The organism is Sorangium sp. So ce726, from assembly GCF_051521405.1.
Classification (GTDB): domain Bacteria; phylum Myxococcota_A; class Polyangia; order Polyangiales; family Polyangiaceae; genus Sorangium.
This window is the reverse complement of record NZ_CP150349.1, coordinates 7,486,959-7,513,484: the sequence shown is the minus strand read 5'-3', so window position 1 is coordinate 7,513,484 and position 26,526 is coordinate 7,486,959. Positions and strand designations below refer to the sequence as shown.

Sequence of the window (26,526 nt, the reverse complement as noted above, 5' to 3'; positions counted from 1 at the left end):
CGCCGTGAGCCAGGCCGCCGGGCGGGGGCTACGTCATCCGGACATTGCCGCTCTGGTCCACTGCCGCGCCGAGCCGGAGCGCCTGCCGCCGGCCATCGGGAAAGTGGATCTGCGCGGTGATCTCGAACTCGAGGACCATCGACTGGATCGCGTCGGTGCGCAGGTGCCGGACCTGCACGTTCTTCAGCCGCGGCTCGTAGGTCTGGATGCAGTTCTTGAGCGAGCGCTGCACCAGGCCGATCGCCTCGGGGAACTCATGCAGCACCTCCGAGACCTCCATGAGGCCGTAGTCTGGGCAGGTCAGCGAGCTCCCCTGGCGGGTGTTCAGCATGTGCCCGAGGTGCGTCAGGATGGCTGACTCCAGGTCGTGATCCCGGTAGGTGTGCCGCTCCGTCGAGTGCGGATCGGCCGCGTGCGCGATTCGGGTGAGGAGGGAGGCACCGGCCACGGCAGGATCGTAGATCAGCTCGCGCCTCGAGCGGAAGCCCGCCCGCTCAGCGCGGGGTGAGCCAGTCGTCCTCCGCCGACGCGCCGCCGTCGTTCCAGGTCCAGATGACCTTCTGGTACGTGAACGCGACCTCCTCGTGCTCGGGCACGCGCGCCTGCGCCGGGCTCCTCACGTTGAGCATGTGGAACTGGATGCTCGAGATGTTCGCGTTCGTGAGCTGGACCGTGAAGATCGGCTTCTCGATGCCGATCGCGATCGATCGGTAGAACTGGAGCTCCCAGAGGGGGATGCTCTCGTTGTGGCTGAGGACGTTGAGGAGGAGCGGGGTGGACCGATCGAGGTCCTTCGTGACGATGAAGGGCTTGTGCATCCGCTTGCCCGTCGGGCGCCCGGTGACCGGGTCGCGCGGCCCCACCAACGAGTGGAATACCTCGGTGACGAGGATGCTACCTTCTCGCCCCTTCTGGGTGACGGAGCCCCTGATTTCCCCTTGTCTTTCGCCGGTGAGTCTGAGGTAGGCGCTGAGGGGCATGCCAACATTCTGAGCTTGCTGCGCGTGAAGGCCATGCCTGATTTTGAGGAACCCCCGGATGCCCCAACGTCAGGACGACAAACGCAACCGGGCGACCCGAAGGTCGCCCGGTGCGACGAGACCTCAGCTGCTAGACGCTACTGGTTCGGCGTCTCCCAGTCGTCGTCCGCCTGGCGGGCGCCGCCGCCGTCATCGTACGACCACTCGATCTTCTGGTACGTGAAGGAGATCCGCTCGTACTCCGGCCGGTCCTTGCTGCCGTCGGTGAGGCGGGTGTTGTCCATGTGGAAGTCGATGCTCGCGACCGTCGCGTTCGTGAGCTTGACCGTGTAGTGGTTCTGCTCCTTGCCGACGTTGCTGGCCGCCTTGGTGCCCGGAGTATAGAACTTGAGCTCCCACTCCGAGATGCTCTCGTTGTTGACCAGCGCGTTGTAAAGAAGGGGGGTCGCCTTATCGAGCTCCTTCGTGATCACGAAGGGCTTGTGCTGGCGCTTGCCGCTGGGCATCCCGGTCGCCGGGTCACGCGGGCTCACGACCGAATGCTGCACCGCGATGATCGCGATCGTATTCTCGCGACCCTTCTGGGTGACCGAGCCGTCGATGGGGCCCTGGGTAACGCCCTTCAGCTTGAGATGAGATTGCAACGCCATGATCAGATGCCTCTTCCTTCTTGAACTCGCCGCCTGGGCTCAGTCTACGCCCCATTGCGCGCTGGCAGACGGTCCGCCCCGTCGGGACTAGGAGTTTGGAGACGCAGAGATAAGACTCTTATCGTATCTCTACCCCTGTTCGTCTCAGGGAGTCCAGAAGGTAACTCCCTCTTTGGGAGCGTCAAGACTTTTGTGTCCCGAAGCAGCGCGGGTTTCTTGGCATTCGGTTCGCTTTTGGTTCGGGTTTGGTTCGGGTTTGGTTCCTGAGCGCGCGCAATATTCCGTCACGAAGCCATCGCTTCGATAAGAGGGCGCGGGCATGTCCATCGCGTTGCGGACGTGTGGGGAACGTGACGACGCGCGGGGCGGCAGCGTGATCTGGCATGCGCGCGACCGTCGACACGCAGAACGAGGCGAGCTGGCCGGCCAGCGCCGTTGGCCGGCCAGAGCCGTTGGCCGGCCAGAGCGTTAGGTCGCGAACTCGCCTTGGCGACGCCTTGCATGATACGAAGAGCGCGTGAGCATCGTTCGCTTCGGCTCCGTCGTCGGCCTGGGGCTCGCCGCCGCCCTCGCGGGCTGCGGATCGTACCCCGAGCAGCCACACGGCGAGCTCCAGACACGCAAGCAGAATCCGATCCCGGTGTGCACGACCCAGCTGCCGCCTGCGAAGCGCGGGGCAGGCGGCAAGGCGGCCGTCCGCACCCTCGACCCAGACCAGTGGCTGAGCGTCGTCATTCCCGGCTACAGCGAGGAACGCGGGATCGGGCCGACCGACGTCGACTGTACCGGCCACTACGTGTTCGCCAACGAGACCCTGCGCGGCGGCATCTCCAAGTCCGGCTGGCCGCGCAAGATCGACCCCGACGAGGTCGAGATCCGCTCCGGGCCGGAAGGGCTTCGCGCCGTGTGGGTGCGCGTCCTCAAGTTCGAGAACGGCGACGAGGGCGGCCTCGTGGCGCTCGTGCGAGCGGCCGGCGATCGCGCGGACGTCTACGGGGTCGGCAGCTTCCGCGCGCCCGCGAAGGGGACCAAGCTTTCCCCGGTGCGCCTCGGCAACGACAACCTCGTCGTCGCTGAGACGAAGAGCTGCCCAGATCCCGACGACTGCCGACAACGAGCCCACTTCTACCTCGCGCGAAGGGGACGGCTCATCGAGGCGGCATCCGTCGACCTGGAGCGGACGGCGGTGGTGCCCTCCGTCACCGAGCGCGGGCTCTACGCCCGCTACGCGCTGCGCACCGACGTCTCCTACAAGCCGAACGGCATTCAGCTGCTCGAGCAGGTGCGGGTGAAGATCGTGAAGCACGACGACGGCAACCGCGACAGCGACCGCGAGCTCCGCCGCGTCGAGTTCCAGCGATTCCTCCGGGTGGAGCGGGATACGATCTTCTCGTCGAACGATCCGCTCTGGGAGCGCGTCGTCGGACAGGACTAGAGCGACGGTCACCCGCTTCGGATACGGGCCCACCTCGACGTTTTCGGTGCTCAGCGCACCGGAGTGCGCTTGCGCGCCGAAAACGCCGATCTGGGCCCGTCTCCTGTGCGGGAGACCGCCGCTCTGCTCTGCATGGTGCAGAGGTGGGCGGAAACCGCTGTAGAACAGCAGCCGCGGCCAGGGGGTCGTAGAGGGAGCGCGGGGGGCGGGGGGGGGCCCGCCGGACGCGCGTCTTGCCCGCGCATGGCGCGCACGCGGCGCGCGTGATCTGCTCGAACGTCGGCCTGCCCCCCGCTCCCCCACGACCCCTGGCCGCTCCAGCGAGCGAGCGCAGGGAGGCTTGCTAGCGAGGGGAGTTGGGAGGCCTGCGGGAGAGGGGAGGGAGGCCTGCCGGAGAGGCGGCTACCAGCAGAACAGCGCGTTGCCGTAGCCGCAGTTCGGGCGCTGGAGCATCGCGTAGGCGGTGCCGACGGCGAGGCCGCTCAGGAAGCCGGTGACGCCGCCGATCGCGATCTGACCGGCGTTCTCGTGCGGTCGCGTGTCGCCGGGGGCGACGCTGCGGGCGATGGTGGTGACGACCGAGGCGGTGAGGGGGAAGGCCACATTGCCGATGAAGGCGCCGGCGTTGAAGCGGCCAGACGAGTAGCGGAACGTATCGACCACGAAGATGCCCGTCCCCGCGCCCGTCGCGCCCCAGGAGGCGAACGCGTGCGTCGACGGGCCGCCGAACGACTCGCAGCCCGAGTCGGACACCGCCGCATTCGTCTCGTCGATCGAGCAGCCAGGGCGCGTCGACTCGAGCGCGTTCTTGATCGGCAGGTCCACGAGCAGCGTCAGCGCGGTCATCGTCATGGCGGGCGCCATGACCGAGAAATGCCAGCGCCCCTTCCAGCCGACCGTGGCCTCGGGATCGCTGTAATAGACACGCGGCATCAGGAAAACGACGGAGCTTCCCAGCACGAGGCTCACGTCCGAGACCGTGGCCCAGTTCTTATCGCGTTGGACCGTCGTCTGCGCGGCCGCCTCGCGCGGGGCGAGGAGGCACGCGGCGACGGCCAGACAACCTGCTGCTACGACTTTCTCCGTGATTCGCATGAACGGCGCCTCGCGTTCGGCCGCGCCTCCGGCGAAGATCGGCGAGCCCAAGGCGCGGCTCGCCGCGCGGAGCCCCGCCGTTGTGGGGCGCTAGCGTTTGTTCGGATTCCCAGAGCCGGGGAAGCGGACGATGCTCCGGCCTCCCGGCTCGCCGGACGACCCATAGTCCTCTGCGGCGGTCGCAGCGTACGCCCGAGAGAACTGCTCGCCAAATATTTCCCGAAAAGTCTCCTTGTCCTCCCCCGAATAGTCGCCGTGGCGGCGCTCGTAGAGCTTCCAGAGCTCCTCGTACTTGTTCGAGAACAGCCCGCCTTTCTTGCCCGCGCGCTCGAGCTTCTCCTCGAGCGTCTTCGGGGAGAGCTTGACGAGCAGCGACCTCACGCCCCCCATCACGCCGTTCAGGAGCGCGATCTGGTGGCTCATGACATCCACGAAGATCTCGTGGAGGTGCCGCGCGGCGTCCGGGCCCCCGACCGGCGTGAGCAGGACCGTGCCGAGCTCCTTCGCGTCCTGCGCGTTCGCGACCTTGTCCGTCTCCGCGGAGCGATCGCGCGCGAGCACCTCGGCCTCGAACTCCTGATAGCCGTCGCGCAAGCTCACGAAGCACTTCAGGAAGACCTCCATCGTGTCGCGGAGCCGGCGCGCGAAGTTGACGATGCCCGCGACGTCGTCCGGGGGCTTCGTGCCGGGCGCGAGGGCGCTCGCCAGCTCCGAGAGCGCTGCGAACGCCGCGTTCGCCGGGGCCAGCTCGCCGAGCGTGCGGTAGTCCACGCCGTAGTACTGAGAGATCTTCTGGAAATCCCGCTCCGCGAGCACGCTCGGGTGCTCCTCGCCAAGCCGGCGCAGGTAGCTCTGGCGCGCGTCGGGCGGGAGGCGCGCGAGGTGATCCCAGATCATCCGATAGACCGCAGCCCACGCGGTCCGGTACGCCTCCAGGTACGGGACCACCTGACGCAGGTAGGGGTCTTCACCGCCGGGAGCTGCGCGCTTCTGCGGGCTGATCAGCGCGGAGAGGTTGTCTCCGCCCGTGCCGAGCAGCGTGCCGTCGTTCGGGCTCTCGGACTTCAGCGGCGCCTCGATGATCGCGAGCCGGATCTGGATCGGGCCGATCGTGATCTCTGGCTGGCCTGTCACGTCCACCGAGGTGTCGCGCGCCAGCCGGTGCCCCGCGAACATCGTCCCGTTGGTGGAGCCGAGGTCGCGCACGAGGATCCGGCGATCGCGGACGTCCACCGCCGCATGGAACTGGGAGATGTAGGGCCGGTCGATGTGAAGATCGTTCAGCTGATTCCTGCCGATCCGGACAGGGAAGCGCTCGAACGAAGCGTCGAAGCTTTGGTTGGCCTGGGTGTCGGACACGCGGGCCGAGAGCGCCGCCGGCATGGGTGCAGACTAGCAGACCCGCTCCGCCGGACGGGAGTGCCTGACGTCCATCCGCACCATGCGGCCCGCCAGTCGGCGTGCAGCCCACCCAGCGGCCACGCCGAGGCCGGCCCGCGCAGAGGCCCAGAGGCCGCCGAGGCCGGCCCGCCCAGTGGCCACCGAGGCCGGCCCGCCCAGTGGCCCGCCAAGCCCAGCCCACCCGGTCCGGCCGGTTTGTTGACCGGTTTGCCTACATGGTGCGACCCTAAACCACACGCACATGAGCCTCGTCCACAAGATCCCTCCCCTGGTCTCGGCCCTGGCGTTTGGCTACGGGGTCGGGATGGCGGCGCCCCAGTCGGCGATCACGTCGGTTCAGTCGGCGGTGTCGACCTACCAGCTGGGGGCGCCGCGGGCCACGGCGGCGGTCGGGGCGCTCGCCGCGGCGCCGCCCCCGTACGCGGCGCCGGCGCGCGGGCTCGACGGCCCGGCAGCGCCGCCGGGGGGCGAGTCGCGGGAGCTGTGGCGGCTGCGCGAGGCCGCGGGGCGCGACGCGCGGGAGGGCGCCGCGTGCGAGCTCGATCGGCCGAGCTTCTCGCGGCCGCCGCGCGCGTTCTCGGCGGAAGGCAGCTACGCCGATGACGTGGACGACCTCGACTCGGCCGGCGCCGAGGCGCTCTCGAAGCTGCAGCTGCCGGACCTCCGGCTCGCCGTGTCGCGCCGCACCCTCAAGTACGTCCGCTTCTTCACGCGCACCGACCGCGGGCGGCAGATGTTCGAGACGTGGCTGAAGCGGAGCGGGCGTTACCAGGAGATGGTCCAGGCCGAGCTCAGGGAGCGACGGCTTCCGGAGGATCTCATCTGGGTGTCCATGATCGAGAGCGGCTTCGATCCGCGGGCGAAATCGCCGGTCGGCGCCGTCGGGCTCTGGCAGTTCATGCCCGCCACCGGCGCGGTCTACGGGCTTCAGCAGACGCGGCACCTCGACCAGCGGAAGAACCCGCGCCTCGCGACGCAGGCGGCGGCTCACCACCTGCGCGATCTCTACCTGCGCTTCGGCAGCTGGGACCTCGCGCTCGCGGCCTACAACATGGGCTACGAGCAGCTGCTCGACCGCATCGATCGCTACGGGACGTCCGACTTCAACGAGCTGGCGCGCCAGGAGGCGATCCCCTCGGAGACGGCCGCTTACGTGCCGAAGATCGGGGCGGCGGCGATCGTGGCGAACAACCTGGAGCGGTTCGGGTTCGATGAGGTCGCGGTGAGCCGGCCGATCGACGCCGCCGAGATCGCGGTGTCCCCGGGGACGCCGCTCAAGACGCTGGCGAAGGCCGCTGGCGTGGGGACCTCGACGCTGCGGAAGCTGAACCCCGACATCCTGGGGGACCGCGTGCCGCCCGGACGAGGAGACTTCCTCGTGATGCTCCCGTCGGACACGCTGGCGCGCGCGCAGGCCGCCCTGCCCGCGATGCTCTCCACGGAGGTGCTCTCCACGGACGACGCGTCGATCCTCGATCCGGTCGACCTGCTCGGCGGACGCGACTTCGCGCCGCGGAGGGGGAGCCGGGACGATGAGAGCCTGCTCTCGCTCCTCCCGAAGCCCGCGCGGAAGCGGACGGCCGAGACGGCGGAACCGGACGTGGACGACGACGAGCGGCCTGCGCCCGGCAAGCGACGCTCGATGCGCGATCCCGTGGCCACGTCCTCGCTCGACGATGGCGCGGAGGGCTCGTCCGACGACGATGCGGACGATGTCCCGCTGCGGACGCGCGCCGCGCGGTCGCGGTCGCGGTCTGCGCGCGAGGTGATGCTCTACCGCGTCGCGCCCGGCGATACGCTGATCGGCGTGGCGCGGCAGTTCGTCATAGACGTCGAGGACGTCGCGCGCGATAACCGTATTGAGCCGGACCAAAAGCTCCGCGTTGGCGCCCTGCTCAAGCTGCGGATACGGCCCGACATGGTGGACCGCGTCGCGGCCGGCGAGCCGCTCGCCGCGCAGGAAAAGGACGACAGCGCCCGCGACGCCGCGCCGGCGCCGCGCGGCGACGCGACCCGCGGGGGGGCCAAGCCGCCCGAGCGGGAGCGCGGAGAGGCGAGCGGGGCCGAGGGCCGCGCCCCGGAGGTCGCGGAGAAGAAGCGCAAGGGGCGAGGCTGACGAGGCGCTTTCGGACGAGGGCGCGCCTCGGTTAGCATGCCGCGCATGCAGCTCGTCGACACCAAAGCCATCGTCAAGCGACTCACCAAGAACTGCACCTCTGCCCTCGAGGCGGCGATTGGCCAGTGTGTCAACGCGCGCCACTACGAGGTCACGCTCGAGCACCTGCTCCTCGCGCTGCTCGACGACGCGAACTCCGACATCGCGTTTCTCGTATCCCACTATGATCTCGACCCATCGCACCTCCGCGCCGCGCTCCAGCGCAGCCTGGAAGAGCTGAGGAAGGGCAACGCCGGGAGGCCCGTGCTCTCGCCGACGATGCTCGAGTGGATGCAGGACGCCTATCTCGTCGGATCCATGGAGTACGGCTACCAGCGGGTCCGGAGCGGCGTGCTCTTCCAGCGCCTCGTCCAGCAGCCGACCCGGTACTCGGTGAGCAGCATCGGCGCGTACCTCGAGGGCATCTCGAAAGACGATCTCAAGAACAACCTCTCCAAGATCGTCTCCGGCTCCAAGGAGGAGGCCGAGGCCGCGGCGGCAGCGGCGGGCGCAGGCGCCCCCGGGGCCGGGAAGCTGCCGGCCGGGATGGCGAGCGCGGGGCCCGATTCGGCGCTGGCGAAGTTCTGCGTCGACTACACGGGGAAGGCGCGCGCGGGGCAGATCGATCCGATCTTCGGCCGCGAGCGGGAGATCCGGCAGGTCATCGATATCCTCGCGCGGCGTCGCAAGAACAACCCGATCATCGTCGGCGACGCGGGCGTCGGGAAGACGGCGCTCGTCGAGGGGCTCGCGCTGCTCATCGTCGAGAGCACGCCGGAGAACCCGAAGGTGCCGCCGCTCCTGCAAGGCGTCGACATCCTCGGGCTCGACATGGGGCTGCTCCAGGCAGGGGCCGGCGTGAAGGGCGAGTTCGAGAACCGGATGAAGCAGGTGATCGCCGAGGTGAAGGGGTCGTCGAAGCCGATCATCCTCTTCATCGACGAGGCGCACACGCTGATCGGCGCGGGCGGCCAGCAAGGCGGCGGCGACGCGGCCAACCTGCTCAAGCCGGCGCTCGCCCGCGGCGAGCTCCGGACGATCGCGGCCACGACGTGGAGCGAGTACAAGAAATACTTCGAGAAGGACGCGGCCCTGGAGCGGCGCTTCCAGCCGGTGAAGGTCGACGAGCCGAGCGAGCCGGCGGCCGTCGTCATGCTCCGGGGGCTCCGGCCGAAGTTCGAGGCGGCCCACAACGTCATCATCCAGGATGAGGCGGTGACCGCGGCCGTGCGGCTGTCGGCGCGCTACCTGACCGGGAGGCAGCTGCCGGACAAGGCGGTCGACCTGCTCGACACCTGTGCGGCCCGGGTGAAGGTCGCGCTGCAGCAGCGCCCCGCCGCGGTCGAGGACGCCGAGATCCTCATCGTGAACACCGAGACCGAGCTCAAGGCGCTCGAGCGGGATCGGGACAAGGGCGTCCACATCGATCAAGAGCGGGTCGCGGAGCTCAAGGACAAGCTCGCCAAGGCGAAGGCCGAGCTCGAGTCGGTGCGCGCCGATTACGCGAAGGAGACGGCGGGCACGCAGCGGGTCATCGACGCCCGCAAGAAGATGGACGAGGCGAAGACGAACGAGGAGCGGGACGCCGCGCGCCGCGACGTCGTGAAGGCCCTCGACGAGCTCAAGCAGAGCCAGGGCGAGGTGCCGCTGATCCGGCCGGACGTCGACGAGGCCATGGTCGCGAGCGTGGTCGCGGCGTGGACGGGCATCCCGGTCGGCAAGATGGTCCAGGACGACGTGAAGGCGCTCCTCGAGATGGAGGACCGGCTGACCCGGCGGATCAAGGGGCAGACGCACGGCATCGTGAGCATCTCGAAGGAGCTCCGGAGCGCGCGCGCGGGCCTGAAGCCGCTGAGCACGCCGCAGGGCGTGTTCCTGCTCGTGGGGCCGAGCGGCGTCGGCAAGACGGAGACCGCGCTCGGGATCGCCGACCTCATGTTCGGCGGCGAGCGGATGATGACGGTCATCAACATGTCCGAGTTCCAGGAGAAGCACACCGTCTCCCGGCTCATCGGCTCGCCCCCCGGCTACGTCGGCTACGGCGAGGGCGGCATGCTCACCGAGGCCGTGCGCCAGCGGCCCTACACGGTGGTGCTCCTCGACGAGGTCGAGAAGGCCGACCCCGACGTGATGAACCTGTTCTACCAGGTGTTCGACAAGGGCATGCTGAGCGACGGCGAGGGGCGGCTCGTCGACTTCAAGAACACGGTCATCATCCTGACGAGCAACCTCGCGACCGACAAGATCACGAACATGACGGTCGCGGCGCGGGAAGAAGACCCGTCGCGGCGCCTCGACGCGGACGGCGAGTTCATCAAGGAGATCGTCGAGTCGATCAAGCCGACGCTCTCCGCGCACTTCAAGCCGGCGCTGCTCGCGCGCATGACGACGGTGCCGTACCTGCCGATCTCCCCCGACGCGCTCGGCGAGATCACGCGGCTCAAGCTCGACGCGCTCGTCGACCGCCTGCGCAAGAGCCAGCGGATCGAGGCGTCGTACTCGGACGCGCTCGTCGAGACGATCGCGGCGCGCTGCACCGAGGTCGACACGGGGGCGCGCAACATCGACCATATCCTCCGGGCGTCGCTCCTGCCGCTGCTCTCGGTCGCCGTCCTCGAGAAGATGGCGGAGGGGCCGCTCCCCAAGCGGCTCCAGATCGGGGTCGACGCCGAAAAGAACTTCACGATCGCGTTCTCGGACTGAATCGGACCGATCGACGCCGCCCGCGCACCGAAAGTTGTACGGGCCGCAAGACTCCGCATAAATTGGGCGGAGCATGGTCCCGTTCGCCAAGCTCCTACAGCGTTCGATGTGGATCGGGGCGCCGCGTTCGCCCTCCCCCGCAGGGGAGGGCTCGGCGCGCCAGCCGGGGCCTCGACGTCGGCCGGCGTCGCTCCTCCGCGGGGCGGCTCCGGCGAAGGTCGCGGCGGCCATCGCGGCGGCGACCTTCGCCGTCGGCCTCGGCGCCGCGCTGCCCGCCGCGCTCTCGGGCTGCACGTCCGCCGCGCCGCCGCCCGCGGCCCCCGAGCCGTGCGACGTCCAGATCGTGACGCTCTCGATCTACGCGTCCGACAACATCAACCCCAACGAGAACGGGAACCCCCGGCCCGTGGTCGTGCGGCTCTACCAGCTGAAGAGCAGCGCGCGCATGGAGAACGCGACGTACGACCAGATCCTCCTCAAGGACAAGGAGACGCTCGAGGACGACCTCGCCAAGGTCGACGAGGTCGAGGTCTTCCCGAACGACCTCGTCGAGGTGAAGTTCGAGCGCCTGCCAGACGCGAGCCACCTCGTCGGCGCCGCCCTGTTCCACAGCCCGAAGGGCAACAGCTGGAAGACCTTCTACGAGTTCCCGCTGCCGCCCGGAGAGGCGCAGTGCGGCGGCCGCGAGCCCGACGCGGGTCCGCCCGTGGCCGATCCGCGGGTCGCGTTCTTCATCGACTCGACGAAGATCGACAACGGGGTCGAGTTCGACGAGTCGATGTTCCCCAACGCGAGCGCGGTTCGCCGGCTCAGCCTGCCGAAGAAGGTGGCCGCGCCAGAGGCGCCCGCCCGCCCGGGGAAGTGATCGCCGTGGCGCGCGCAGGTCGTTCTCCCAGCGGCAGTCCACGCGACGTGCGCGACGTGACCGCGCGGCCCCCGGCGACGACGAGCGGGCCGATGCGCGCAGCGCAGCGTCGGCGCTCCCTGCGCCCGACCCGCTTTCGCGACGCCGTGCACGGCACATCTGATAAGACTGGACGGGCGACATGATTCACCCGCGCAAGCCGGTCTGGACCGAGGGGCTCTTCATGACCCCTCAGCACCTGCAGCAAACGGACGCCTACCACGAGACGCTGCTCCAAGCGCGCCTCCACGCCGTCGTGGGCTACGACTGGGGCATCACGTCCGCCCAGTTCGATGAGCGCGCGCTCTCCGCCGGGCAGTTCAAGGTGGTCAAATGCCACGGCGTCTTCCCCGACGGCACGCCGTTCTTCATCGGCGATCGCGGTGAAGACCAGGTCGAGGCGCGGCCGCTCGAGGGCGCCTTCCCGGCCGCGCTGAAGACGCTCGACGTCTTCCTCGGCATCCCGAACCTGCGCGAGACCGCGGCGAACATCAGCCTGGACCCGGCGAAGGCAGGCCCCGCCCAGCGGTTCGTCGCCGCCCAGACGACGGTCCCGGACGTGAACTCGGGGCGCAACGAGCAGTCGGTCACCTGGGCCCGCACCAACCTGCGGCTCCTCTTCGGCACCGAGCCGCGCGACGCGTACCAGACCGTGCGCATCGCGCAGCTCGTCCGCGACAGCGCCGGCGCGATCGCCCTGCGGAAGAGCTTCATCCCGTCGGTCCTCCGCATCAACACGTCGGACCACATCATGTCCGGCCTCCGCCGCGTGCTCTCGGCGCTCGTCGGCAAGCAGAAATCGCTCGTCGAGGGCCGCCGCATGCGCACCGCCGCGTCGGTCGATTTCCAGGCCTCGGACCTCACCAAGTTCTGGCTGCTCCACACCCTGAACTCGTACATCCCGATCGTGTCGCACCTCGTTGACCACGGCGGTGCGCACCCGGAGCAGTGTTATGTCGTCCTCGGCTCGCTCATCGGAGAGCTCTGCACCTTTGCGGCCACCGACAGCGATCCGACGACGATCCCCAAGTTCAACTACCTCGAGCTCGATGGCGTCCTCGACCCGATGTTCGACCGGGCCTGGAGGCTCATCAACGAGGTTGTGACGGAACAGTTCGTCATCGTGCCGCTCGAGAAGCGCGAGGACGGCATGTACCTCGGCAGGTTCGACGACCCGAAGCTGCCCCGCAGCCACGAGATGTTCCTCGAGGCGAAGGGCACGGACGAGGCCACGCTGCGCGAGCGGCTCCCGCGCCTGCTCAAGATCGGCTCGTGGACGCAGATCGGGCACATCCTGCACTCCGCGACGCCCGGCGTGAACGTCGCCATCGAGTACCGGCCGCCGGGCGCCATCCCGATCAAGCCGGGCCTCGTCTACCTCCGCGTCAACCAGAACGGCGATTACTGGAACGATATCCTCGGCTCTGGCACGATCGCTATCTACCAGCCGATCGAACCGCAAAAGGTCGATCTCCGGCTGATCGCCGTGCCGGCAGGAAAGTGAACGTGTCAGGCCGCCCCTTCCGGGTGAGGAGCCCATGAGCCTCTCGCAGACGATGTACTTTGTGTGCTCCGACGTGCTCTCGCTGATCCTGCAGCTCAGGAACTCGCGCGACCTCCCGGCGCCCGACATCCTCCAGCGGCGCGTGCTCGGTCTGTTCGACACGATGATGCAGAACGGCCGGGAGGCGCGCATCCCCGAGCAGGACATGATCGACGCGAAGTTCGCGCTCGCGGCCTTCGCCGACGAGGTGATCTTCAACTCGAACTGGCCGGGGAGGACGCAGTGGCTCCAGAACCCGCTGCAGTTCCAGTTCTTCCAGCTGAACACGGCCGGCGACGGGTTCTTCACGAACCTCGACAACCTCTACGGCCAGCGCGGCAGGAACCACGTCGCGCAAATCTACTTCCTCTGCTTGGCCCTCGGCTTCCAGGGGAAATATCGTCTGCGCCAGCAAGAGGGCCTCGGCGCCGTCATCGAGGGCGTGGGCAACCACGTCGCTGTCGCCGAGGGCGGCGGTGAGGTCCTCGCGCCGAACGCGGAGCGCAAGGACGGCGGGGCGAACGCGGTGCGCCGCGAGCTGCCCTACCTGGCCATCGCGCTCGGGCTGCTCGTGCTGGCCGTCCTCGTGGTCATCGTGCTCCGGCTCGTCGTGGCCTCGGACGCGGAGGGCGTGGCCGACCAGATCAAGAAGCTGATCAGCACGGGGACCTAGGCGACTCCGCCGTCCTCTGCTGTTCCCGAGGGAGACTTCCGATGTGGCTGTGGATCCTGAGCGCCCTGTTCCTCACCGCCGTGTGGGGAGTGTGGTTCATGCTGCGCCCGGCGGCAGGGGAGGGGGCCGAGGCGTTCCCGATCGAGATCCCGCTCGTGGCGACGGCGGTCGTCCTCGCCCTGCTCGTCGGGCTGGCGATCTATAGGCGCATCCGCGCGGCGCGCGCCGCGCGAGCGCTCGAGAAGGCGATCGCACAGCAGGCGCAGGAGCAGGTGATCAACGCGAAGCCGGAGCGGCGCGCGGAGATCCAGGAGCTCAACCGGCAGATGCAGGAGGGCATCGCCGCGCTCAAGGCCTCGAAGCTCGGCGGGGGCAAGCGGGGCGCCGACGCGCTGTACGTCCTCCCCTGGTACGTGATGGTCGGCCCGCCCGGGGCAGGCAAGACGACCGCCCTCCGGCACTCCGGGCTCGTGTTCCCGTACATCGACCCCGAGCGCACCGGCGTGCGCGGCGTCGGCGGCACCAGGAACTGCGAGTGGTGGTTCACGAACGAGGCGATCCTCCTCGACACCGCCGGCCGGTACACGACCGAGAGCGACGACCACGACGAGTGGATGGCGTTCCTCGAGACCCTGCTGCAGCACCGCGAGCAGAAGCCGCTGAACGGCGTCATCGTCGCGGTGAGCCTGAGCGAGCTGCTCGACGCGAGCGACGAGCAGATCGATCAGACCGGCAAGAAGATCCGCGCGCGCATCGACGAGATGCAGCAGACGCTGCACATGGTCCTGCCGGTCTACGTGCTCTTCACGAAGAGCGACCTGGTGGCGGGCTTCACCGAGTACTTCGGCGACCTCAAGAAGAGCGAGCGCGCCCAGGCGTGGGGCGCCACCGTGCGGCTCGACGAGAACAAGGACGAGCCCGGGAAGATCTTCGACCGCGAGTTCGACGTGCTCGTCGAGAAGCTCCACGCGCGCCTGACGAAGCGGCTCATCGGCGAGCGCAACCGTGAGGTGAAGGAGAAGAGCTACCAGTTCCCGCTCGAGTTCGCGGCGGTGAAGCGCAACCTGTCGGACTTCATCGCGGCGGCGTTCGCGCCCAAGGCGGGCGCGGCGCCGACGCCGGTCCTGCGCGGGTTCTACTTCACGAGCGGCGTCCAGGAGGGGCGGCCGATCGACCGCGTGGTCGGGGCGATGGGGCGCGCGTTCGGGCTCCGCGCCGGGCTCGGCGAGGGCGAGGAGGACGCCGCGGCCCCGAAGGAGTCGAAGAGCTTCTTCCTGCACGACGTCTTCACCAACGTCGTCTTCCCGGATCAGGACCTCGCCGCGCGCTCCGAGGCGGAGCTCCGGCGGCGGCGGATGCAGCGGATCCTGGTGGCGGCGGCCGCGGCGTTCGTGGCGCTCCTGTTCCTCCTGCCGGCGGTGATCTCGTACTTCAACAACAAGGCGCTCGTCGCCGAGACCCGGCGCATCTCGGACGAGATCGCGTTCGTGGACTGGTCCGGGCGGAGCGGCACGCCGCCGAACGTGCGGGCGAACATCGACAAGCTCGATCGGCTGCAGGAGCACGTGGGGCGGCTCGACGGCTACGTCGAGAACACGCCGATCGAGTACGGCTGGTTCATGTTCCAGGGGGACAAGCTGTTCCCGCCGACGATGGGCCAGTACATCACGAGCCTGAAGCAGGGCTTCGTCAGCCCGGCGAAGGCGCAGCTCGAGGCGAAGCTCGACAAGGTGCGCGATGGGGAGTTCCTGGACGGCTACAACGCCCTGCGGAGCTACCTCCTGCTCGGCAAGGGCTACCAGGACCACATGGATGAGCAGGCGGCGCGGTGGCAGACCGGGCGGCTCGTCCAGGTCTGGGCCGACACCCTGAAGCCGTTCACCGATCTGCCCGAGAGCGAGCTCAAGGAGCGGCTCACGCCGCACGTCGCGTATTACATCGACCTCGTGCGGCGGAAGAAGCTCGAGGCCGAGGAGCTGAACGAGCCGCTCATCGCCCGGGCGCGCGCCGACCTGCTGCGGGTCGACCCGACGAAGCGCTACTACGATCAGTTTGTAACGAGCCTGATCGATCAGAAGTACGACGAGTCGGGGCCGAACACGCCGGAGAACCTGAAGTACCCGCCGGTGTCGCTCAACGAGATGTTCGCGGATCGGTCCGAGGTGCTGACCGTCGTCCACAGCGCGCAGAGGAACCGGGGCGGGACGTGGTTCGAGGTGCAGGGGCCCTACACGGCCAAGGGGCACGCGCAGGTGCTCGAGTCGCTGAAGGAGGGGAGGAAGAAGCTCGAGCGCGAGCTCTGGGTGCTCCCCCTGTCGAGCGACGAGAAGCGGCAGGGCGACCAGATCCAGAAGGAGCTCGACCGCGTCCGGCAGGACTACGACAACGCGTACATCGCGCAGTGGGAGGCGTTCTTCCGCGACATCCAGGTCGACGTCCCGAAGACGAACCGGGACGCGATCCACGAGTTCAGGGTGCTCTCCACGCCCGATTGGCCCTACCGGCGGCTGCTCCAGCGGCTCTCGGACGAGACGCAGTTCGGGAAGGACGAGAAGCCGAGCCTGCTGACGGCGGACGGCGGCCTGCTCGACAGGGCCAAGGACATGATCGCGCAGAAGGTCGACCAGCGGACGGGCGTGCGGATCGACTCGATGCTCGCGGGGAACCAGCGCGAGCACTACGATCCGGTGCCTGACAAGTTCGAGTCGATGGCCAATTTCGGGGTGCCCCAGCAGCCGGCGGGCGAGGGGCAGCCCCCGCCGCCCCCGCCCAAGCTCGGCCAGTACGTGGGCCACCTCGAGCGGCTGGCAGGGGAGATGAGCATCGTCGAGGACGGGCCGCCGGACGCGGACACCTCGAAGGCCACGGAGGCGTTCCAGGACGCGGTGAAGGAGACGCAGGGGCTGCTGCTCTCGATGGACCAGAACGGGCAGCGGCTGATGGAGCCGCTCCTCATGAACCCCCTCCGGCAGGCGTACAAGGCCGTCGTGCGGCGCGCAGGCGGCGCGGCGAGCGGGATCTGGGAGGTCGAGGTCTGGCCGCACTACCGCGACAAGATCAAGGACCGCTACCCGTTCAACCTCGCGTCGTCACGCGACGCCTCGCTCGAGGACGCGATGGCCTTCTTCAAGCCGAAGGACGGGGTGCTCTGGGGCTTCTACGAGACGTACCTCAAGGGCTTCCACTACCAGGTCGGGCACGAGTTCTTCCCGAAGGCGCACCTCTCGGGGCAGCCGCAGGCGGCGAAGCCGTTCACGCCGTTCAGCGCGAACCTCTACAACTGCCTGAGGCGCTCGAACGAGATCTCCGACGCGCTCTTCGGGAGCGGCGGCGGGGAGGGGCCCAAGGTCGTCTTCCACATCAACATGAAGACCGTCAGCCCGATCGTGAGCGAGGTGGTCTTCGAGGTCGACGGCCAGAAGAGGCTCTATCGCAACGAGAAGGAGTTCTGGCACACCTTCAACTGGCCGGGTGACGGCGCGAAGGGCGCAAGGATCCAGGTGCGCGGCGCGGGCGGGCTCGACGAGGAGCTCGTGCGCGAAGGGCCGTGGGGGATCTTCCGGCTCTTCGAGGCCGGGACGACCACCGCCCAGAAGGACAACGACGAGCTGTTCACGGTGACCTGGCAGATGACCGCGCCGCCTGTGACCGTGACCATGGAGATCCGGCCGACCCGCGGGAACCACCCGTTCCCGACGAGCTTCTTCCGGGCGACCAACTGCCCTGCCAGCATCGGCGATCGCTTCGGCAAAGGGTGAGCTAGGCAGCAGCAGCAACGGAGCCAGCGGGGGAGGGGGCGTCGTGCGGGGGGCCGGCGGGGGCCCCTCCCGCGAACTCGCGCCTTTTGGGGGGCTATGGCCGGCTGAACGGCAGAGCCGATCCGGGAGGGCGTCGCACGGAGCGGGCCGGCGCTCGGGTTCGCGGGGCCCTACCCCGCCGGCCCCCCGCACGACACCCCCTCCCCCGCTGGCTCTTTGTGAAAAGGGGGGAGAGAGGGTGAGGGGCGGCGCTGAGCTTCGATGGCATCGTGCGGGGGGCGCTCGCACGTTCCTGCCGCAACCGGGAAGGTGGTAGCGCTCGGTGAGCGGTTCGTGGTTCACTCCCAGCAGTCATGTTCTGGCGCCGCAAGAAGGGCCCTGCCGCTCCGCCGCAGATCGGCTGCTTCGGCAAGCTGCCCGCCACGGGCGATTTCATCCGGCTGAACGCAGGTGGAGAAGAGCTCGCGGCCTTCGACCGCTGGCTGGGCGCGTCCATCGATTTCGCCCGGCGCGCCATGGGCGCCCATTTCGATGCGCACTACCAGACGGCCCTGGGCCTCTTCGTCTTCCACGGCGAACCGAAAGGGGACGAGCCGCCCACCCGCGGGCTCGTGGGCGCCTGGGCCGCCAGCGGCGATAACGCTGGGCGGCTCTACCCGATGGTGGTGTTCGGGTCCTACGATTACGATCAACTCGTCTCCGCCGGGCCGTCGCTCCCCATCACCCTGTTCCCCCTCCTCGCCGCCGCCCACGACGCCGCGACGAACGGCAGGACCCTGCCCGTCGACGCCTTCCTCCACCGCGTATCGCAGATCGTGCCGCCGTCGCTCGACGATCCCGACGCGGCGCACGCCGCGTACCGCGCATGGCTGAAGACCCAGCCGATGAAGGCGCTCTGGGACGCCGGCTTCGGAACCGACGCGAGCCGCTTCTGGGTGCTGCAGAACATCCTCGACTCGGTGATCCCATTCCGAGGTCAAGAGCTCCCGAGGACAGGGCTCGCCCTCAGGCTGCCGCTCGGCGCAGGAGACGCCTACGCCGCCGCCGTGTGGATGGACATGACCCGCCGCCTGTCGAAATGGGGACGCACGCTGATGAACGCGTTCTGGACACCCCAGCGCACCCTGCTCCTCCACCTCGGCACCCCCCACGTGGGCTCGTTCCGCGAGATGATCGCGCCCACCACCCAGGCGGAGCACATCGCGGATCTCTGCGGACCCCCACGGGTCGAGGAGCATATTTCCCGACATGCGCTCGGGCCAGAGCTCGACGCGCTCGTCGCCCGGACCGATCTGTCGCTCGACAGCTTCCTGGAAGCCCTCGGCTGAGCCGATGCCCGAGCCGACGGCACACGCTCCACCCCGCGCGCGGCCGCTCCGGTGCGCTGTCCAGCTCCCCGCCGGAGTCGCCATGCAATCGTCGTCTGATTCGCCGTCCACACCCAGGACGCCTTGATATCCTGCGCGCCCCATGGCCGCTGAAGACGCCATCCAACAATCCAAAGAGCGCATCGAGGCGCTGTTCGCGCCCATCAACGGCGGCGTCGGCGCCGACGTCACCTACGACGAGGCGTTCGAGGGCCTCAAGAACGAGGTCGACAAGCTGCAGTCGCTCGCGGGCGGCAAGGTCGACTGGGGGCGCATCGCGAGCGTCGCCGATGAGCTCCTGAGCGAGAAGTCCAAGGACTTTCGCGTCGCGCTCTACTACGCGGCGGCGAAGTCGCAGGTCGACAAGCTGCCCGGCCTGCTCGACGGGCTCGTGCTCGTGCAAGAGCTGAACAACGCGTTCTGGGACACCATGTATCCCGCGATCAAGCGGCCCAAGGCGCGCGGCAACCTGTGCTCCTGGTTCGGAGACCTCGCGGCAGGGACGCTCACCGGCATCACCGTCTCCGCCGCGGACCGCGACGTGGTGAACGCCATCGACCAGGTGAGCCGCGCCCTGGACGTCGACCTCGCCGACAAACTCGGCGACGCCTACGGAGGGATCGGCCCGCTGCGGAACGCGATCCGCAGCGTCGTCGCGAGCCTGCCCGCGGAGGCGCCGCCGCCTCCGCCGCCTCCTCCGCCCCCGCCGCCTCCTCCTCCGCGGGTCGAGCCACCGAAGGTCGAGGCGCCGCCGGCGGCCACGGTAGCGGCCGCCGCGCCGCCGCCCGCGCCCGCGCGCGTGGCTGCCACGGGCGATCCGGCGCTCAGCCTCGAGGCGATCGTCGACGAAGACGCCGCGCTCACCGCCCTCGGCAAGTGCTCGCTCCTGATGGCGCGCGCGGGCGACGCGCTCCGGGCGGCGGATCCGAAGCGGGCGTCCGCGTACCGCATCCTCCGGGTCGGGCTCTGGGTCGACCTCCTCGACGATCCGGGCGCGTCGTCTCCGACGGGAAGCACGGCGATCCCGCCGCCGCCCGAGCACGTGCTGCAGACGCTCCCGGCGCTCATGACCCAGGGGGCGTTCGCCGACCTGCTGCAGGTCGCCGACGAGTACGCGCAGAGCTATCCTCTCTGGCTCGATCCGCACAGGTACGTCGCGAGCGCGCTCGATCAGCTCGGCGACGACTACGCCGACGCCAAGCGGGCGGTGCTGGTCGAGGTGGGCGCCCTGCTGCTGCGGGCGCCGCTCCTGCCGACCCTCAAGTTCAGCGACGGTACGCCGTTCGCGGACGGCGAGACGCAAGCCTGGCTCTCGTCCGAGGTCGCGGCCGCGCTCGGCGGCTCGGGTGCGAGCGGCGCCGCAGCCCCGGCGAGGGCGCGGAGCTACCTCGACAAGCCGCTCTCCGAGGCCCGAGGGCTCGTCGCGAACCAGCAGCCCATCGACGCGATGGTGCTCCTCGAGAAGGCCGCGGCCGCGGCTCCATCGGCGCTGGACCGCTTCCGCGTGAGGCTCGCGATGGCCCAGATCAACATCGAGCTGTCCCAGTTCCTCGTGGCGCGGGCGCAGCTCGAGGCGCTGGAGCACCTCGTCGACCACCACCGACTCACCACCTGGCAGCCGGATCTCTGCGCGGAGCTCTACGCCGCGCTCCACACGTGCTACCGGGTCCTGAACCAGGGCTACGAGGCCACCCCCGAGGCCAAGGCGAAGGAGACGCTCTGCTTCGAGCGCGTCTGCCAGCTCGACGCGGCGCTCGCCTTGAAGATGTCGCTGGGGGAGTGAGCGGGATGCCGGGGAACCGACGAGGCCGAGGTGGGCGACGAGGGCGAGGAGCGCGGATGCGCGTCGCGCCGAGAAGCTTGCCCGAGGGGCGGGGATTTTGTTCTATGCTCGTTCGGCCTGCGGGCGCTCCGCCCGCTGCTGACGGGGAAAGGAGCCTACGATGAGCGGATCGAAAGAGGGATCGGTCGCGCCGAAAGAGCGCGTGAACATCACGTACAAGCCGGCCACCGGGAACGCGAAGGAGGACGTCGAGCTGCCGCTGAAGCTCCTGATGCTCGGCGACTACACGCAGCGGCCGGATCCGCGGCCCCTTGAGGACCGCAAGCCCATCAACGTGGACAAGGACAACTTCCAGAAGGTCATGAGCGAGCAGAAGCTCGCGCTCACCTTCAACGTGAAGGACGTCCTGTCCGAGCAGGAGAACAGCGAGCTCACGGTCAACCTCAAGTTCCGCCGGCTGAGCGACATGGAGCCCGAGGCGATCGCGAACCAGGTGCCGGAGCTCAAGAAGCTGCTCGATCTGCGCGCCGCGCTGACGGCCCTCAAGGGCCCGCTCGGAAACGAGAAGGCGTTCCGCAGCAAGATTCAGCAGATCCTGAGCGACCCGGCTCAGCGCAACAAGATCGTGAGCGAGCTCGGGCTCGACAAGGAAGGGGAGTAAGCGATGGCGACGGAGACACAGGCCGCGGGGAGCGCGGGCGTCCAGACCCTCGAGGGGGGGTCGCTGCTCGACGAGATCCTCGCCGAGACGAAGATGACGCCCGGCGACGAGGGGTACGAGATCGCCAAGCGCGGCGTGCAGGCCTTCATCTCGGAGCTCGTCGCCCCGCGGCGCGAGGGGGAGAAGGTCGACAAGGCCTTCGTCGACGCGCTGATCGCGGAGATCGACGTCAAGCTGTCGCGGCAGATCGACGAGATCCTCCACAACCCGACCTTCCAGAAGCTCGAGTCCGCGTGGCGCGGCCTCAAGTTCGTCATCGACCGGTGTGACTTCCGCGAGAACGTCAAGGTCGAGATGCTCAACTGCTCCAAGGAGGACCTCCTCGCCGATTTCGAGGACGCCCCCGAGGTGCCGAAGAGCGGCCTCTACAAGATCGTCTACTCGGCCGAGTTCGGGCAGTTCGGCGGCAAGCCGGTCGGCGCGATCATCGCGAACTACGAGTTCGGCCCGGGCCCCCAGGACATCGCGCTCCTGCAGAAGTGCGCCGCGGTCGCGACGATGTCGCACGCGCCCTTCATCGCGGCGGCCGGGCCGCAGTTCTTCGGCCTGAAGGACTTCCAGGGGCTGCCCAACCTGAAGGACCTCAAGGCGCTCTTCGAGGGGCCGCAGTACACGAAGTGGAACGCGTTCCGCGAGACCGAGGACGCGCGCTACGTCGGGCTCGTGATGCCGCGCTTCCTGCTCCGCCTGCCCTTCGGCGCCAACACCGTCCCGGTGAAGGCGTTCAACTACGAGGAGGAAGTGGTCGGCAAGCACGACGCGTACTGCTGGGGCAACGCGACGTACGCGTTTGCCACCCGGCTCGCCGACAGCTTCGCCAAGTACCGCTGGTGTCCGAACATCATCGGCCCCCAGGCGGGCGGCTCCGTGGAGAACCTGCCGCTTCATCAGTACGAGGCGATGGGCGAGATCCAGACGAAGGTGCCGACCGAGATCATGCTCACCGAGCGGCGCGAGTTCGAGCTCTCCGAGGAGGGCTTCATCGGGCTCACGTTCCGCAAGGACTCGGACAACGCCTGCTTCTTCTCGGCCAACTCCGCCCAGAAGGCGAAGTTCTTCGGGCAGAGCGACGAGGGCAGGGCGGCCGAGATGAACTACCGGCTCGGCACGCAGCTGCCGTACATGTTCATCATGTGCCGCATCGCGCACTACCTGAAGGTGCTGCAGCGCGAGCAGATCGGTACGTGGAAGGAGCGCGTCGATCTCGAGAAGGAGCTGAACGACTGGATCGGCCAGTACGTCGCCGATCAGGACGTCGTCTCCGCGGCGACCCGCGGGCGCAGGCCGCTCCGCAAGGCGAGGATCATCGTCACCGAGGTGCCGGGCAACGCTGGCTGGTACAAGGTCGACATGCAGGTGCGCCCGCACTTCAAGTACATGGGCGCCTTCTTCACGCTGAGCCTCGTCGGCAAGCTCGACAAGGAGTGATCCGCCGGCCACGGCACCGCCGCCATGCGGGGGTGCAGGCCGCGGCGCGGGAGTGCCAGGGCGCGCCGCCGGGGGGAAGGTTACTTCCCACGGCGCGCCGGCCCACCGATCCCCGCTTGGACGAGCTCGCCCGCCGGCGTAGGCTCGGGCCCATGAGGACGCTCTCCAGGATCTGCGTTTACTGCGGGTCGAACCCCGGCGCGTCGCCGGCCTACCGCGAGGCGGCCGTGCGGCTCGGTGAGCTCCTCGCGGCGAGAGGGATCGGGCTCGTGTACGGGGGTGGCCGCGTCGGGCTCATGGGCGCGGTCGCCGATGCGGCGCTCGCGCGCGGCGGTGAGGTGATCGGCATCATCCCGGGGTTCCTCAACCAGCGAGAGATCGAGCACCGCGGGCTGACCGAGCTCCGCGTGGTCGAGACGATGCACCAGCGCAAGGCGGAGATGGCCGCCCTCGCGGACGCGTTCATCGCCCTGCCGGGGGGTGTCGGGACGCTGGAAGAGCTGTTCGAGGTGTGGACCTGGACGCAGCTCGGCTCTCAGGACAAGCCGGTCGGGCTGCTCAACGTGGCGGGGTATTACCGCCCGCTGATCGCCTTTCTGGATCACGTCGTGGCCGAGCAGTTCATGAAGCCGGCCCACCGCGCCGTGCTGCAGGTCGCCGAGGATGCGCCGGCCCTCCTGGAGCTGCTCGCGGCGTGGCGCCCGGGCGCCGAGCCCAAGTGGATGGCGCCCGGCGAGCGGTAAGCGCCGCGCGAGGCGCGCCGCGCTGAAACGGCTGCCTTCTGCGATTCTCGTCATCCGAGGGCGCTGCCCGTGGCCTCGGCGCCCCATATACGCCCTGCCATCCACGAGAGCAGCAGCACACCCGCCGTATCCGCCGCGAAATCGGCGAGCGACGAGGTCCGGCGCGGCGACAGCCCCTGCGCGAGCTCCTCGAGGCCGGCGCCGGCGAGCACGAGCGCCGGGCCGAGGCGCGGGAACGGGAGCACGCGGTGCAGCGGGCGGTGGCCGAGCGACCCGTCGACGCAGACGGCGAGCAGGCCGAAGCCCAGCGCGTGCATCGCGAGGTCGGCGTGCGGGACCGACGGAAGGGACGTGGGGAGCAGGCCCGTGTAGGCGCCCGCGGAGGCGGCGGCGACCAGCGCGAGCTGGACGCAGAGCAAGAGACGGAACTGGCTGCTTCGTGCGGTGATCATGCGCCCGGCATAACGGCGCTGCGCGCTCGGGCAATCCGCGGTCAGCGGCCTCCACGGGAATTCCTCGAGCGCCACGGCTCCGCCACATCTCGTCCGCAGCGCCGCCTCGCGCGCCGGTCGCGCTTCGCGATGGCTGCGGGCTCAGAGCACGCGCGCGAGGACCACGACCGAGTAGCCGACCGCCGGCTGCTTGCCGGTGTTGTTGTACGAGTGGCGCTGATCGCCGCGGAACACGGCGACGTCGCCCGCGCCGAGCGTGAACCGCTCGCCGCTGACCACGAGCTGCAGCTCCCCCGACTCGCACGTCAGGTACTCGCGGGTGCCCGGGGTGTGCGGGACGCCCGTCATCCGCCCGCCCGGGGGGATCTCGATGCGATCCATCTCCATGCCCGGGATCGGGTCCGGAAGGAGCTTGCGGACGAGCGCCTGCCCGGGAGAGCGCGTGGGGAGCGCGTCGCGCGCGTAGAGCTGGCACGTGGCGCGGGGCTCGGAGAGCATCTCCTCGATCGAGACCTGGAGCGCGGCGGCGGCCCGGTGCAGCACGCCGAGCGTCGGGTTCGCCGCGCCGGACTCGAGGTGCGCCCAGGTCGCCCGCGGCACGCCGGCGAGCTTGGCCAGCTGCTGCTGCGTCAGCCCGCGCGCCTCGCGCAGCTGTTTGATGTTCTTCGCTAGCCGCCCCGAGAGCTCCGCGTCCTGGTCCATGCCCGGAGATTAGCACTCTTCCAGGATATTGGAGCCCGCTCCAACAGGAGAACCGGCGCGGATTAGGCTGGTGTCGAGGAGGAAGGCACCATGAACGACGAATCGACCGGAAGCGAGGCGCTGATCCAGGCCGAAGCGAGCTCCCCCCCGTCGCTCCCCCGCGCCGCGCGGGGCGAGCGGTTCGCGCCGCGGGCGGCGCTGGTCACCGGGGCGAGCCGCGGGCTCGGCGCCGCGCTCGCCTGGGAGCTCGCCCGGCAGGGCGCAAAGGTGGTCCTCGTGGCGCGCGAGCGCGCGCCGCTCGAGGCCGTCGCGGCGGAGATCGCCGCGCAGGGCGGGGTGGCGCACGCGCTCGCGGCGGACATCGGGGACAAGGGCCAGACGCACGCGATCGCCGGCGCGGCGGCGGCGCTGGTCGGGCCGATCGATCTGCTCATCCACAACGCGAGCACGCTCGGCAAGACGCCGCTGCCGATCCTGCTCGACACCGAGTGCGAGGATCTCGGGCGCGTGCTCGAGGTCAACGTGGTCGGGCCGTTCCGTCTGACGAAGGTGGTCGCCGGCGCGATGGCGCTGCGGCGGCGCGGGGTCGTCGTCCACATCAGCTCGGACGCGGCGGTGAACGCGTATCCGCGGTGGGGCGCTTATGGCGCCTCGAAGGCGGCGCTCGATCACCTCTCGCGCACGTGGGCCGCCGAGCTCGAGGGGACGGGCGTCGCGTTCTATGCGGTGGACCCGGGTGAGATGAACACCCGGATGCACGCGGAGGCCATCCCCGACGCCGATCCAAGCACGCTGGCCGATCCGGCCGACGTGGCGAGGCGCATCGTCGCGCTCGTCGGCCGCGCCGGCGAGGTGCCGAGCGGCGCGCGCCTCGAGGCCGCGCGCCTGCAGGAGGCGCCATGAGCCCCGCCACATGGCCCCGCGACAACCCGCTCGAGGAGCGGCTCCTCCACGTGGACCCGCGAGGGGGGCGCCTGCGCGACGCGCGCATCGCCGATCTGCCCGCGCTCCTCGAGCCGGGTGATCTCCTGGTCGTCAACGACGGCGCCACGCTGCCGGCGTCGCTCCACGGCGCGACCGAGCGCGGCGAGGAGGTGGAAGTCCGCCTGATCGGCGAGCTGTCCGAGGGGCGCTACTCGGCCCTGCTGTTCGGCGCCGGCGACTGGCACACGCGCACCGAGGATCGCCCGGCGCCGCCCGCCCTCGGCCCGGGGGACGCGGTGACGTTCGGAGATGACCTGTCGGCCACGGTCGAGCGCCTGTCTCCGGCCTCGCCGCGCCTCGTCGAGATCGCCTTTCGCGAGCGGGGCGCGCCGCTCTGGTCGGCGCTCTACCGGCGGGGGCGCCCGATCCAGTATGCGTACGTCGCGGCCCCGCTCGCGATCTGGCACACGCAAACGCGCTACGCGAGCCGGCCTAACTGCGCCGAGCTCCCCTCGGCCGGCCGGCCGCTCGTCTGGGGGCTGCTGCTCGAGCTGATCCGCCGCGGCGTGCGCGTCGCCTCGCTCACGCACGCCGCCGGGATCTCGTCGACGGGCGAGCCGGCCCTCGACGCCCTGCTCCCCTTGCCGGAGCGCTTCGACATCCCGGAAGAGACGGTGGAGGCGGTGCGCGAGGCCAAGGCGCGCCGGCGCCGCGTCATCGCGGTCGGCACGACGGTGACGCGCGCGCTCGAGGGCTGCGCTGCCCTGCACGGGGGTGAGCTCCAGGCCGGCCCGGGCGTCACCGATCTGGTGCTCCACCCCGGCTTCCGGCCGAGGGTGGTCGACGGGCTCTTGACCGGCGTGCACGATCCGACAGAGAGCCACTTCCGGCTCCTCGAGGCCTTCGCGCCGGCCTCGCTGCTCCACCGCGCGAACGCCCACGCGGAGCAGGCAGGGTATCTCTGTCACGAGTTCGGCGACTCCTATCTTGTCCTGAGTTGACCCGGGCGACGGAAAATCATCGCGCGGAAACCACGGCGAAACCCCTGTCCGCGCATCGTCGTCGCGGTGTGCGCCGGCCTCGACCGGCGCGGCGGACCCGAGCGCAGC

At 69.7% G+C, this 26,526-nt stretch carries 21 protein-coding genes; 14 read left to right on the top strand and 7 right to left on the bottom strand.

The window, feature by feature from the left end; all coding sequences use genetic code 11:
* Positions 1–28 precede the first annotated feature (28 nt).
* From tssE to WME79_RS27960, 3 genes are all read right to left on the bottom strand, one after another.
* Positions 29–448: a type VI secretion system baseplate subunit TssE gene (gene tssE / locus WME79_RS27970; protein WP_272093900.1), complete on the bottom strand. Its 420-nt coding sequence runs from the start codon at positions 446–448 to the stop codon at positions 29–31.
* Between the two features lie 46 nt (positions 449–494).
* Complete coding sequence (gene tssD / locus WME79_RS27965; protein ID WP_437520809.1) at positions 495–980, bottom strand: type VI secretion system tube protein TssD; 486 nt, start codon at positions 978–980, stop codon at positions 495–497.
* A 137-nt stretch (positions 981–1,117) separates the two neighbouring features.
* Positions 1,118–1,630: an Hcp family type VI secretion system effector gene (locus WME79_RS27960; RefSeq protein WP_437520806.1), complete on the bottom strand. Its 513-nt coding sequence runs from the start codon at positions 1,628–1,630 to the stop codon at positions 1,118–1,120.
* Positions 1,631–2,147: 517 nt separating this feature from the next.
* Here WME79_RS27960 and WME79_RS27955 point away from each other — a divergent pair.
* Positions 2,148–3,065, top strand: coding sequence for a hypothetical protein (locus WME79_RS27955; RefSeq protein WP_437520803.1), 918 nt, complete (start codon positions 2,148–2,150; stop codon positions 3,063–3,065).
* A 402-nt stretch (positions 3,066–3,467) separates the two neighbouring features.
* On the opposite strand, the gene WME79_RS27950 is transcribed toward WME79_RS27955, so the two are convergent.
* The gene (locus WME79_RS27950) at positions 3,468–4,160 is read right to left on the bottom strand and encodes a hypothetical protein (RefSeq protein WP_437520800.1); all 693 of its coding nucleotides are present in this window, start codon (positions 4,158–4,160) and stop codon (positions 3,468–3,470) included.
* A 90-nt stretch (positions 4,161–4,250) separates the two neighbouring features.
* The gene (locus tag WME79_RS27945; RefSeq protein ID WP_437520798.1) at positions 4,251–5,543 is read right to left on the bottom strand and encodes a type VI secretion system-associated FHA domain protein; all 1,293 of its coding nucleotides are present in this window, start codon (positions 5,541–5,543) and stop codon (positions 4,251–4,253) included.
* Between the two features lie 259 nt (positions 5,544–5,802).
* On the opposite strand from WME79_RS27945, the gene WME79_RS27940 reads away from it, so the two are divergent.
* From WME79_RS27940 to WME79_RS27890, 11 genes are all read left to right on the top strand, one after another.
* On the top strand, positions 5,803–7,677 hold the full coding sequence (locus WME79_RS27940; RefSeq protein ID WP_437520796.1) for a transglycosylase SLT domain-containing protein: 1,875 nt from the start codon (positions 5,803–5,805) through the stop codon (positions 7,675–7,677).
* A gap of 36 nt (positions 7,678–7,713) precedes the next feature.
* Entirely contained in the window at positions 7,714–10,419 is a 2,706-nt protein-coding gene (tssH, locus tag WME79_RS27935; protein WP_437520794.1) for a type VI secretion system ATPase TssH, read from the top strand.
* Positions 10,420–10,492: 73 nt separating this feature from the next.
* Positions 10,493–11,284: a type VI secretion system lipoprotein TssJ gene (tssJ, locus tag WME79_RS27930; RefSeq protein WP_437520791.1), complete on the top strand. Its 792-nt coding sequence runs from the start codon at positions 10,493–10,495 to the stop codon at positions 11,282–11,284.
* A gap of 181 nt (positions 11,285–11,465) precedes the next feature.
* Positions 11,466–12,827, top strand: a complete 1,362-nt coding sequence (tssK, locus tag WME79_RS27925; protein ID WP_437520788.1) for a type VI secretion system baseplate subunit TssK — start codon at positions 11,466–11,468, stop codon at positions 12,825–12,827.
* Between the two features lie 34 nt (positions 12,828–12,861).
* Entirely contained in the window at positions 12,862–13,539 is a 678-nt protein-coding gene (locus WME79_RS27920) for a DotU family type IV/VI secretion system protein (RefSeq protein WP_012237618.1), read from the top strand.
* A 41-nt stretch (positions 13,540–13,580) separates the two neighbouring features.
* Positions 13,581–17,297, top strand: coding sequence for a type VI secretion system membrane subunit TssM (tssM, locus tag WME79_RS27915; RefSeq protein ID WP_437520784.1), 3,717 nt, complete (start codon positions 13,581–13,583; stop codon positions 17,295–17,297).
* A gap of 353 nt (positions 17,298–17,650) precedes the next feature.
* Positions 17,651–18,625: a type VI secretion system-associated protein TagF gene (tagF, locus tag WME79_RS27910; protein WP_437520781.1), complete on the top strand. Its 975-nt coding sequence runs from the start codon at positions 17,651–17,653 to the stop codon at positions 18,623–18,625.
* Between the two features lie 142 nt (positions 18,626–18,767).
* On the top strand, positions 18,768–20,447 hold the full coding sequence (tssA, locus tag WME79_RS27905) for a type VI secretion system protein TssA (RefSeq protein WP_437520778.1): 1,680 nt from the start codon (positions 18,768–18,770) through the stop codon (positions 20,445–20,447).
* Positions 20,448–20,607: 160 nt separating this feature from the next.
* Complete coding sequence (gene tssB, locus WME79_RS27900; RefSeq protein WP_437520775.1) at positions 20,608–21,108, top strand: type VI secretion system contractile sheath small subunit; 501 nt, start codon at positions 20,608–20,610, stop codon at positions 21,106–21,108.
* A gap of 3 nt (positions 21,109–21,111) precedes the next feature.
* Positions 21,112–22,596, top strand: coding sequence for a type VI secretion system contractile sheath large subunit (tssC, locus tag WME79_RS27895; RefSeq protein ID WP_437520773.1), 1,485 nt, complete (start codon positions 21,112–21,114; stop codon positions 22,594–22,596).
* Positions 22,597–22,748: 152 nt separating this feature from the next.
* A complete protein-coding gene (locus WME79_RS27890; RefSeq protein WP_437520771.1) occupies positions 22,749–23,339 on the top strand; it encodes a TIGR00730 family Rossman fold protein in 591 nt (196 codons plus the stop codon).
* Between the two features lie 50 nt (positions 23,340–23,389).
* Here the strand turns inward: WME79_RS27890 and WME79_RS27885 are convergent, their stop codons facing one another.
* Positions 23,390–23,866, bottom strand: a complete 477-nt coding sequence (locus WME79_RS27885) for a hypothetical protein (protein WP_437520768.1) — start codon at positions 23,864–23,866, stop codon at positions 23,390–23,392.
* A 66-nt stretch (positions 23,867–23,932) separates the two neighbouring features.
* A complete protein-coding gene (locus tag WME79_RS27880) occupies positions 23,933–24,493 on the bottom strand; it encodes a helix-turn-helix domain-containing protein (RefSeq protein ID WP_437520766.1) in 561 nt (186 codons plus the stop codon).
* Positions 24,494–24,583: 90 nt separating this feature from the next.
* On the opposite strand from WME79_RS27880, the gene WME79_RS27875 reads away from it, so the two are divergent.
* Both WME79_RS27875 and WME79_RS27870 read left to right on the top strand, forming a co-directional pair.
* Positions 24,584–25,396, top strand: a complete 813-nt coding sequence (locus tag WME79_RS27875; protein ID WP_437520763.1) for an SDR family NAD(P)-dependent oxidoreductase — start codon at positions 24,584–24,586, stop codon at positions 25,394–25,396.
* Positions 25,393–26,418 (top strand): S-adenosylmethionine:tRNA ribosyltransferase-isomerase, encoded by a 1,026-nt coding sequence (locus WME79_RS27870; protein WP_437520761.1) that lies wholly within the window; start codon positions 25,393–25,395, stop codon positions 26,416–26,418. Before WME79_RS27875 ends, WME79_RS27870 begins: the two co-directional genes overlap by 4 nt.
* The last annotated feature ends 108 nt before the right edge of the window (positions 26,419–26,526 follow it).

What these genes read in the sequence shown, in the direction of transcription:
- tssM (WP_437520784.1), top strand. Translation starts at nt 13,581, where the DNA reads ATGTGGCTGTGGATCCTGAGCGCCCTGTTCCTCACCGCCGTGTGGGGA.
- WME79_RS27945 (WP_437520798.1), bottom strand. Translation starts at nt 5,543, where the DNA reads ATGCCGGCGGCGCTCTCGGCCCGCGTGTCCGACACCCAGGCCAACCAA.
- tssD (WP_437520809.1), bottom strand. Translation starts at nt 980, where the DNA reads ATGCCCCTCAGCGCCTACCTCAGACTCACCGGCGAAAGACAAGGGGAA.
- tssH (WP_437520794.1), top strand. Translation starts at nt 7,714, where the DNA reads ATGCCGCGCATGCAGCTCGTCGACACCAAAGCCATCGTCAAGCGACTC.
- WME79_RS27950 (WP_437520800.1), bottom strand. Translation starts at nt 4,160, where the DNA reads ATGCGAATCACGGAGAAAGTCGTAGCAGCAGGTTGTCTGGCCGTCGCC.
- tssK (WP_437520788.1), top strand. Translation starts at nt 11,466, where the DNA reads ATGATTCACCCGCGCAAGCCGGTCTGGACCGAGGGGCTCTTCATGACC.
- tssC (WP_437520773.1), top strand. Translation starts at nt 21,112, where the DNA reads ATGGCGACGGAGACACAGGCCGCGGGGAGCGCGGGCGTCCAGACCCTC.
- WME79_RS27920 (WP_012237618.1), top strand. Translation starts at nt 12,862, where the DNA reads ATGAGCCTCTCGCAGACGATGTACTTTGTGTGCTCCGACGTGCTCTCG.
- WME79_RS27880 (WP_437520766.1), bottom strand. Translation starts at nt 24,493, where the DNA reads ATGGACCAGGACGCGGAGCTCTCGGGGCGGCTAGCGAAGAACATCAAA.
- WME79_RS27870 (WP_437520761.1), top strand. Translation starts at nt 25,393, where the DNA reads ATGAGCCCCGCCACATGGCCCCGCGACAACCCGCTCGAGGAGCGGCTC.
- WME79_RS27875 (WP_437520763.1), top strand. Translation starts at nt 24,584, where the DNA reads ATGAACGACGAATCGACCGGAAGCGAGGCGCTGATCCAGGCCGAAGCG.
- tssJ (WP_437520791.1), top strand. Translation starts at nt 10,493, where the DNA reads ATGGTCCCGTTCGCCAAGCTCCTACAGCGTTCGATGTGGATCGGGGCG.
- WME79_RS27940 (WP_437520796.1), top strand. Translation starts at nt 5,803, where the DNA reads ATGAGCCTCGTCCACAAGATCCCTCCCCTGGTCTCGGCCCTGGCGTTT.
- tagF (WP_437520781.1), top strand. Translation starts at nt 17,651, where the DNA reads ATGTTCTGGCGCCGCAAGAAGGGCCCTGCCGCTCCGCCGCAGATCGGC.
- tssB (WP_437520775.1), top strand. Translation starts at nt 20,608, where the DNA reads ATGAGCGGATCGAAAGAGGGATCGGTCGCGCCGAAAGAGCGCGTGAAC.
- tssA (WP_437520778.1), top strand. Translation starts at nt 18,768, where the DNA reads ATGGCCGCTGAAGACGCCATCCAACAATCCAAAGAGCGCATCGAGGCG.
- WME79_RS27890 (WP_437520771.1), top strand. Translation starts at nt 22,749, where the DNA reads ATGAGGACGCTCTCCAGGATCTGCGTTTACTGCGGGTCGAACCCCGGC.
- WME79_RS27960 (WP_437520806.1), bottom strand. Translation starts at nt 1,630, where the DNA reads ATGGCGTTGCAATCTCATCTCAAGCTGAAGGGCGTTACCCAGGGCCCC.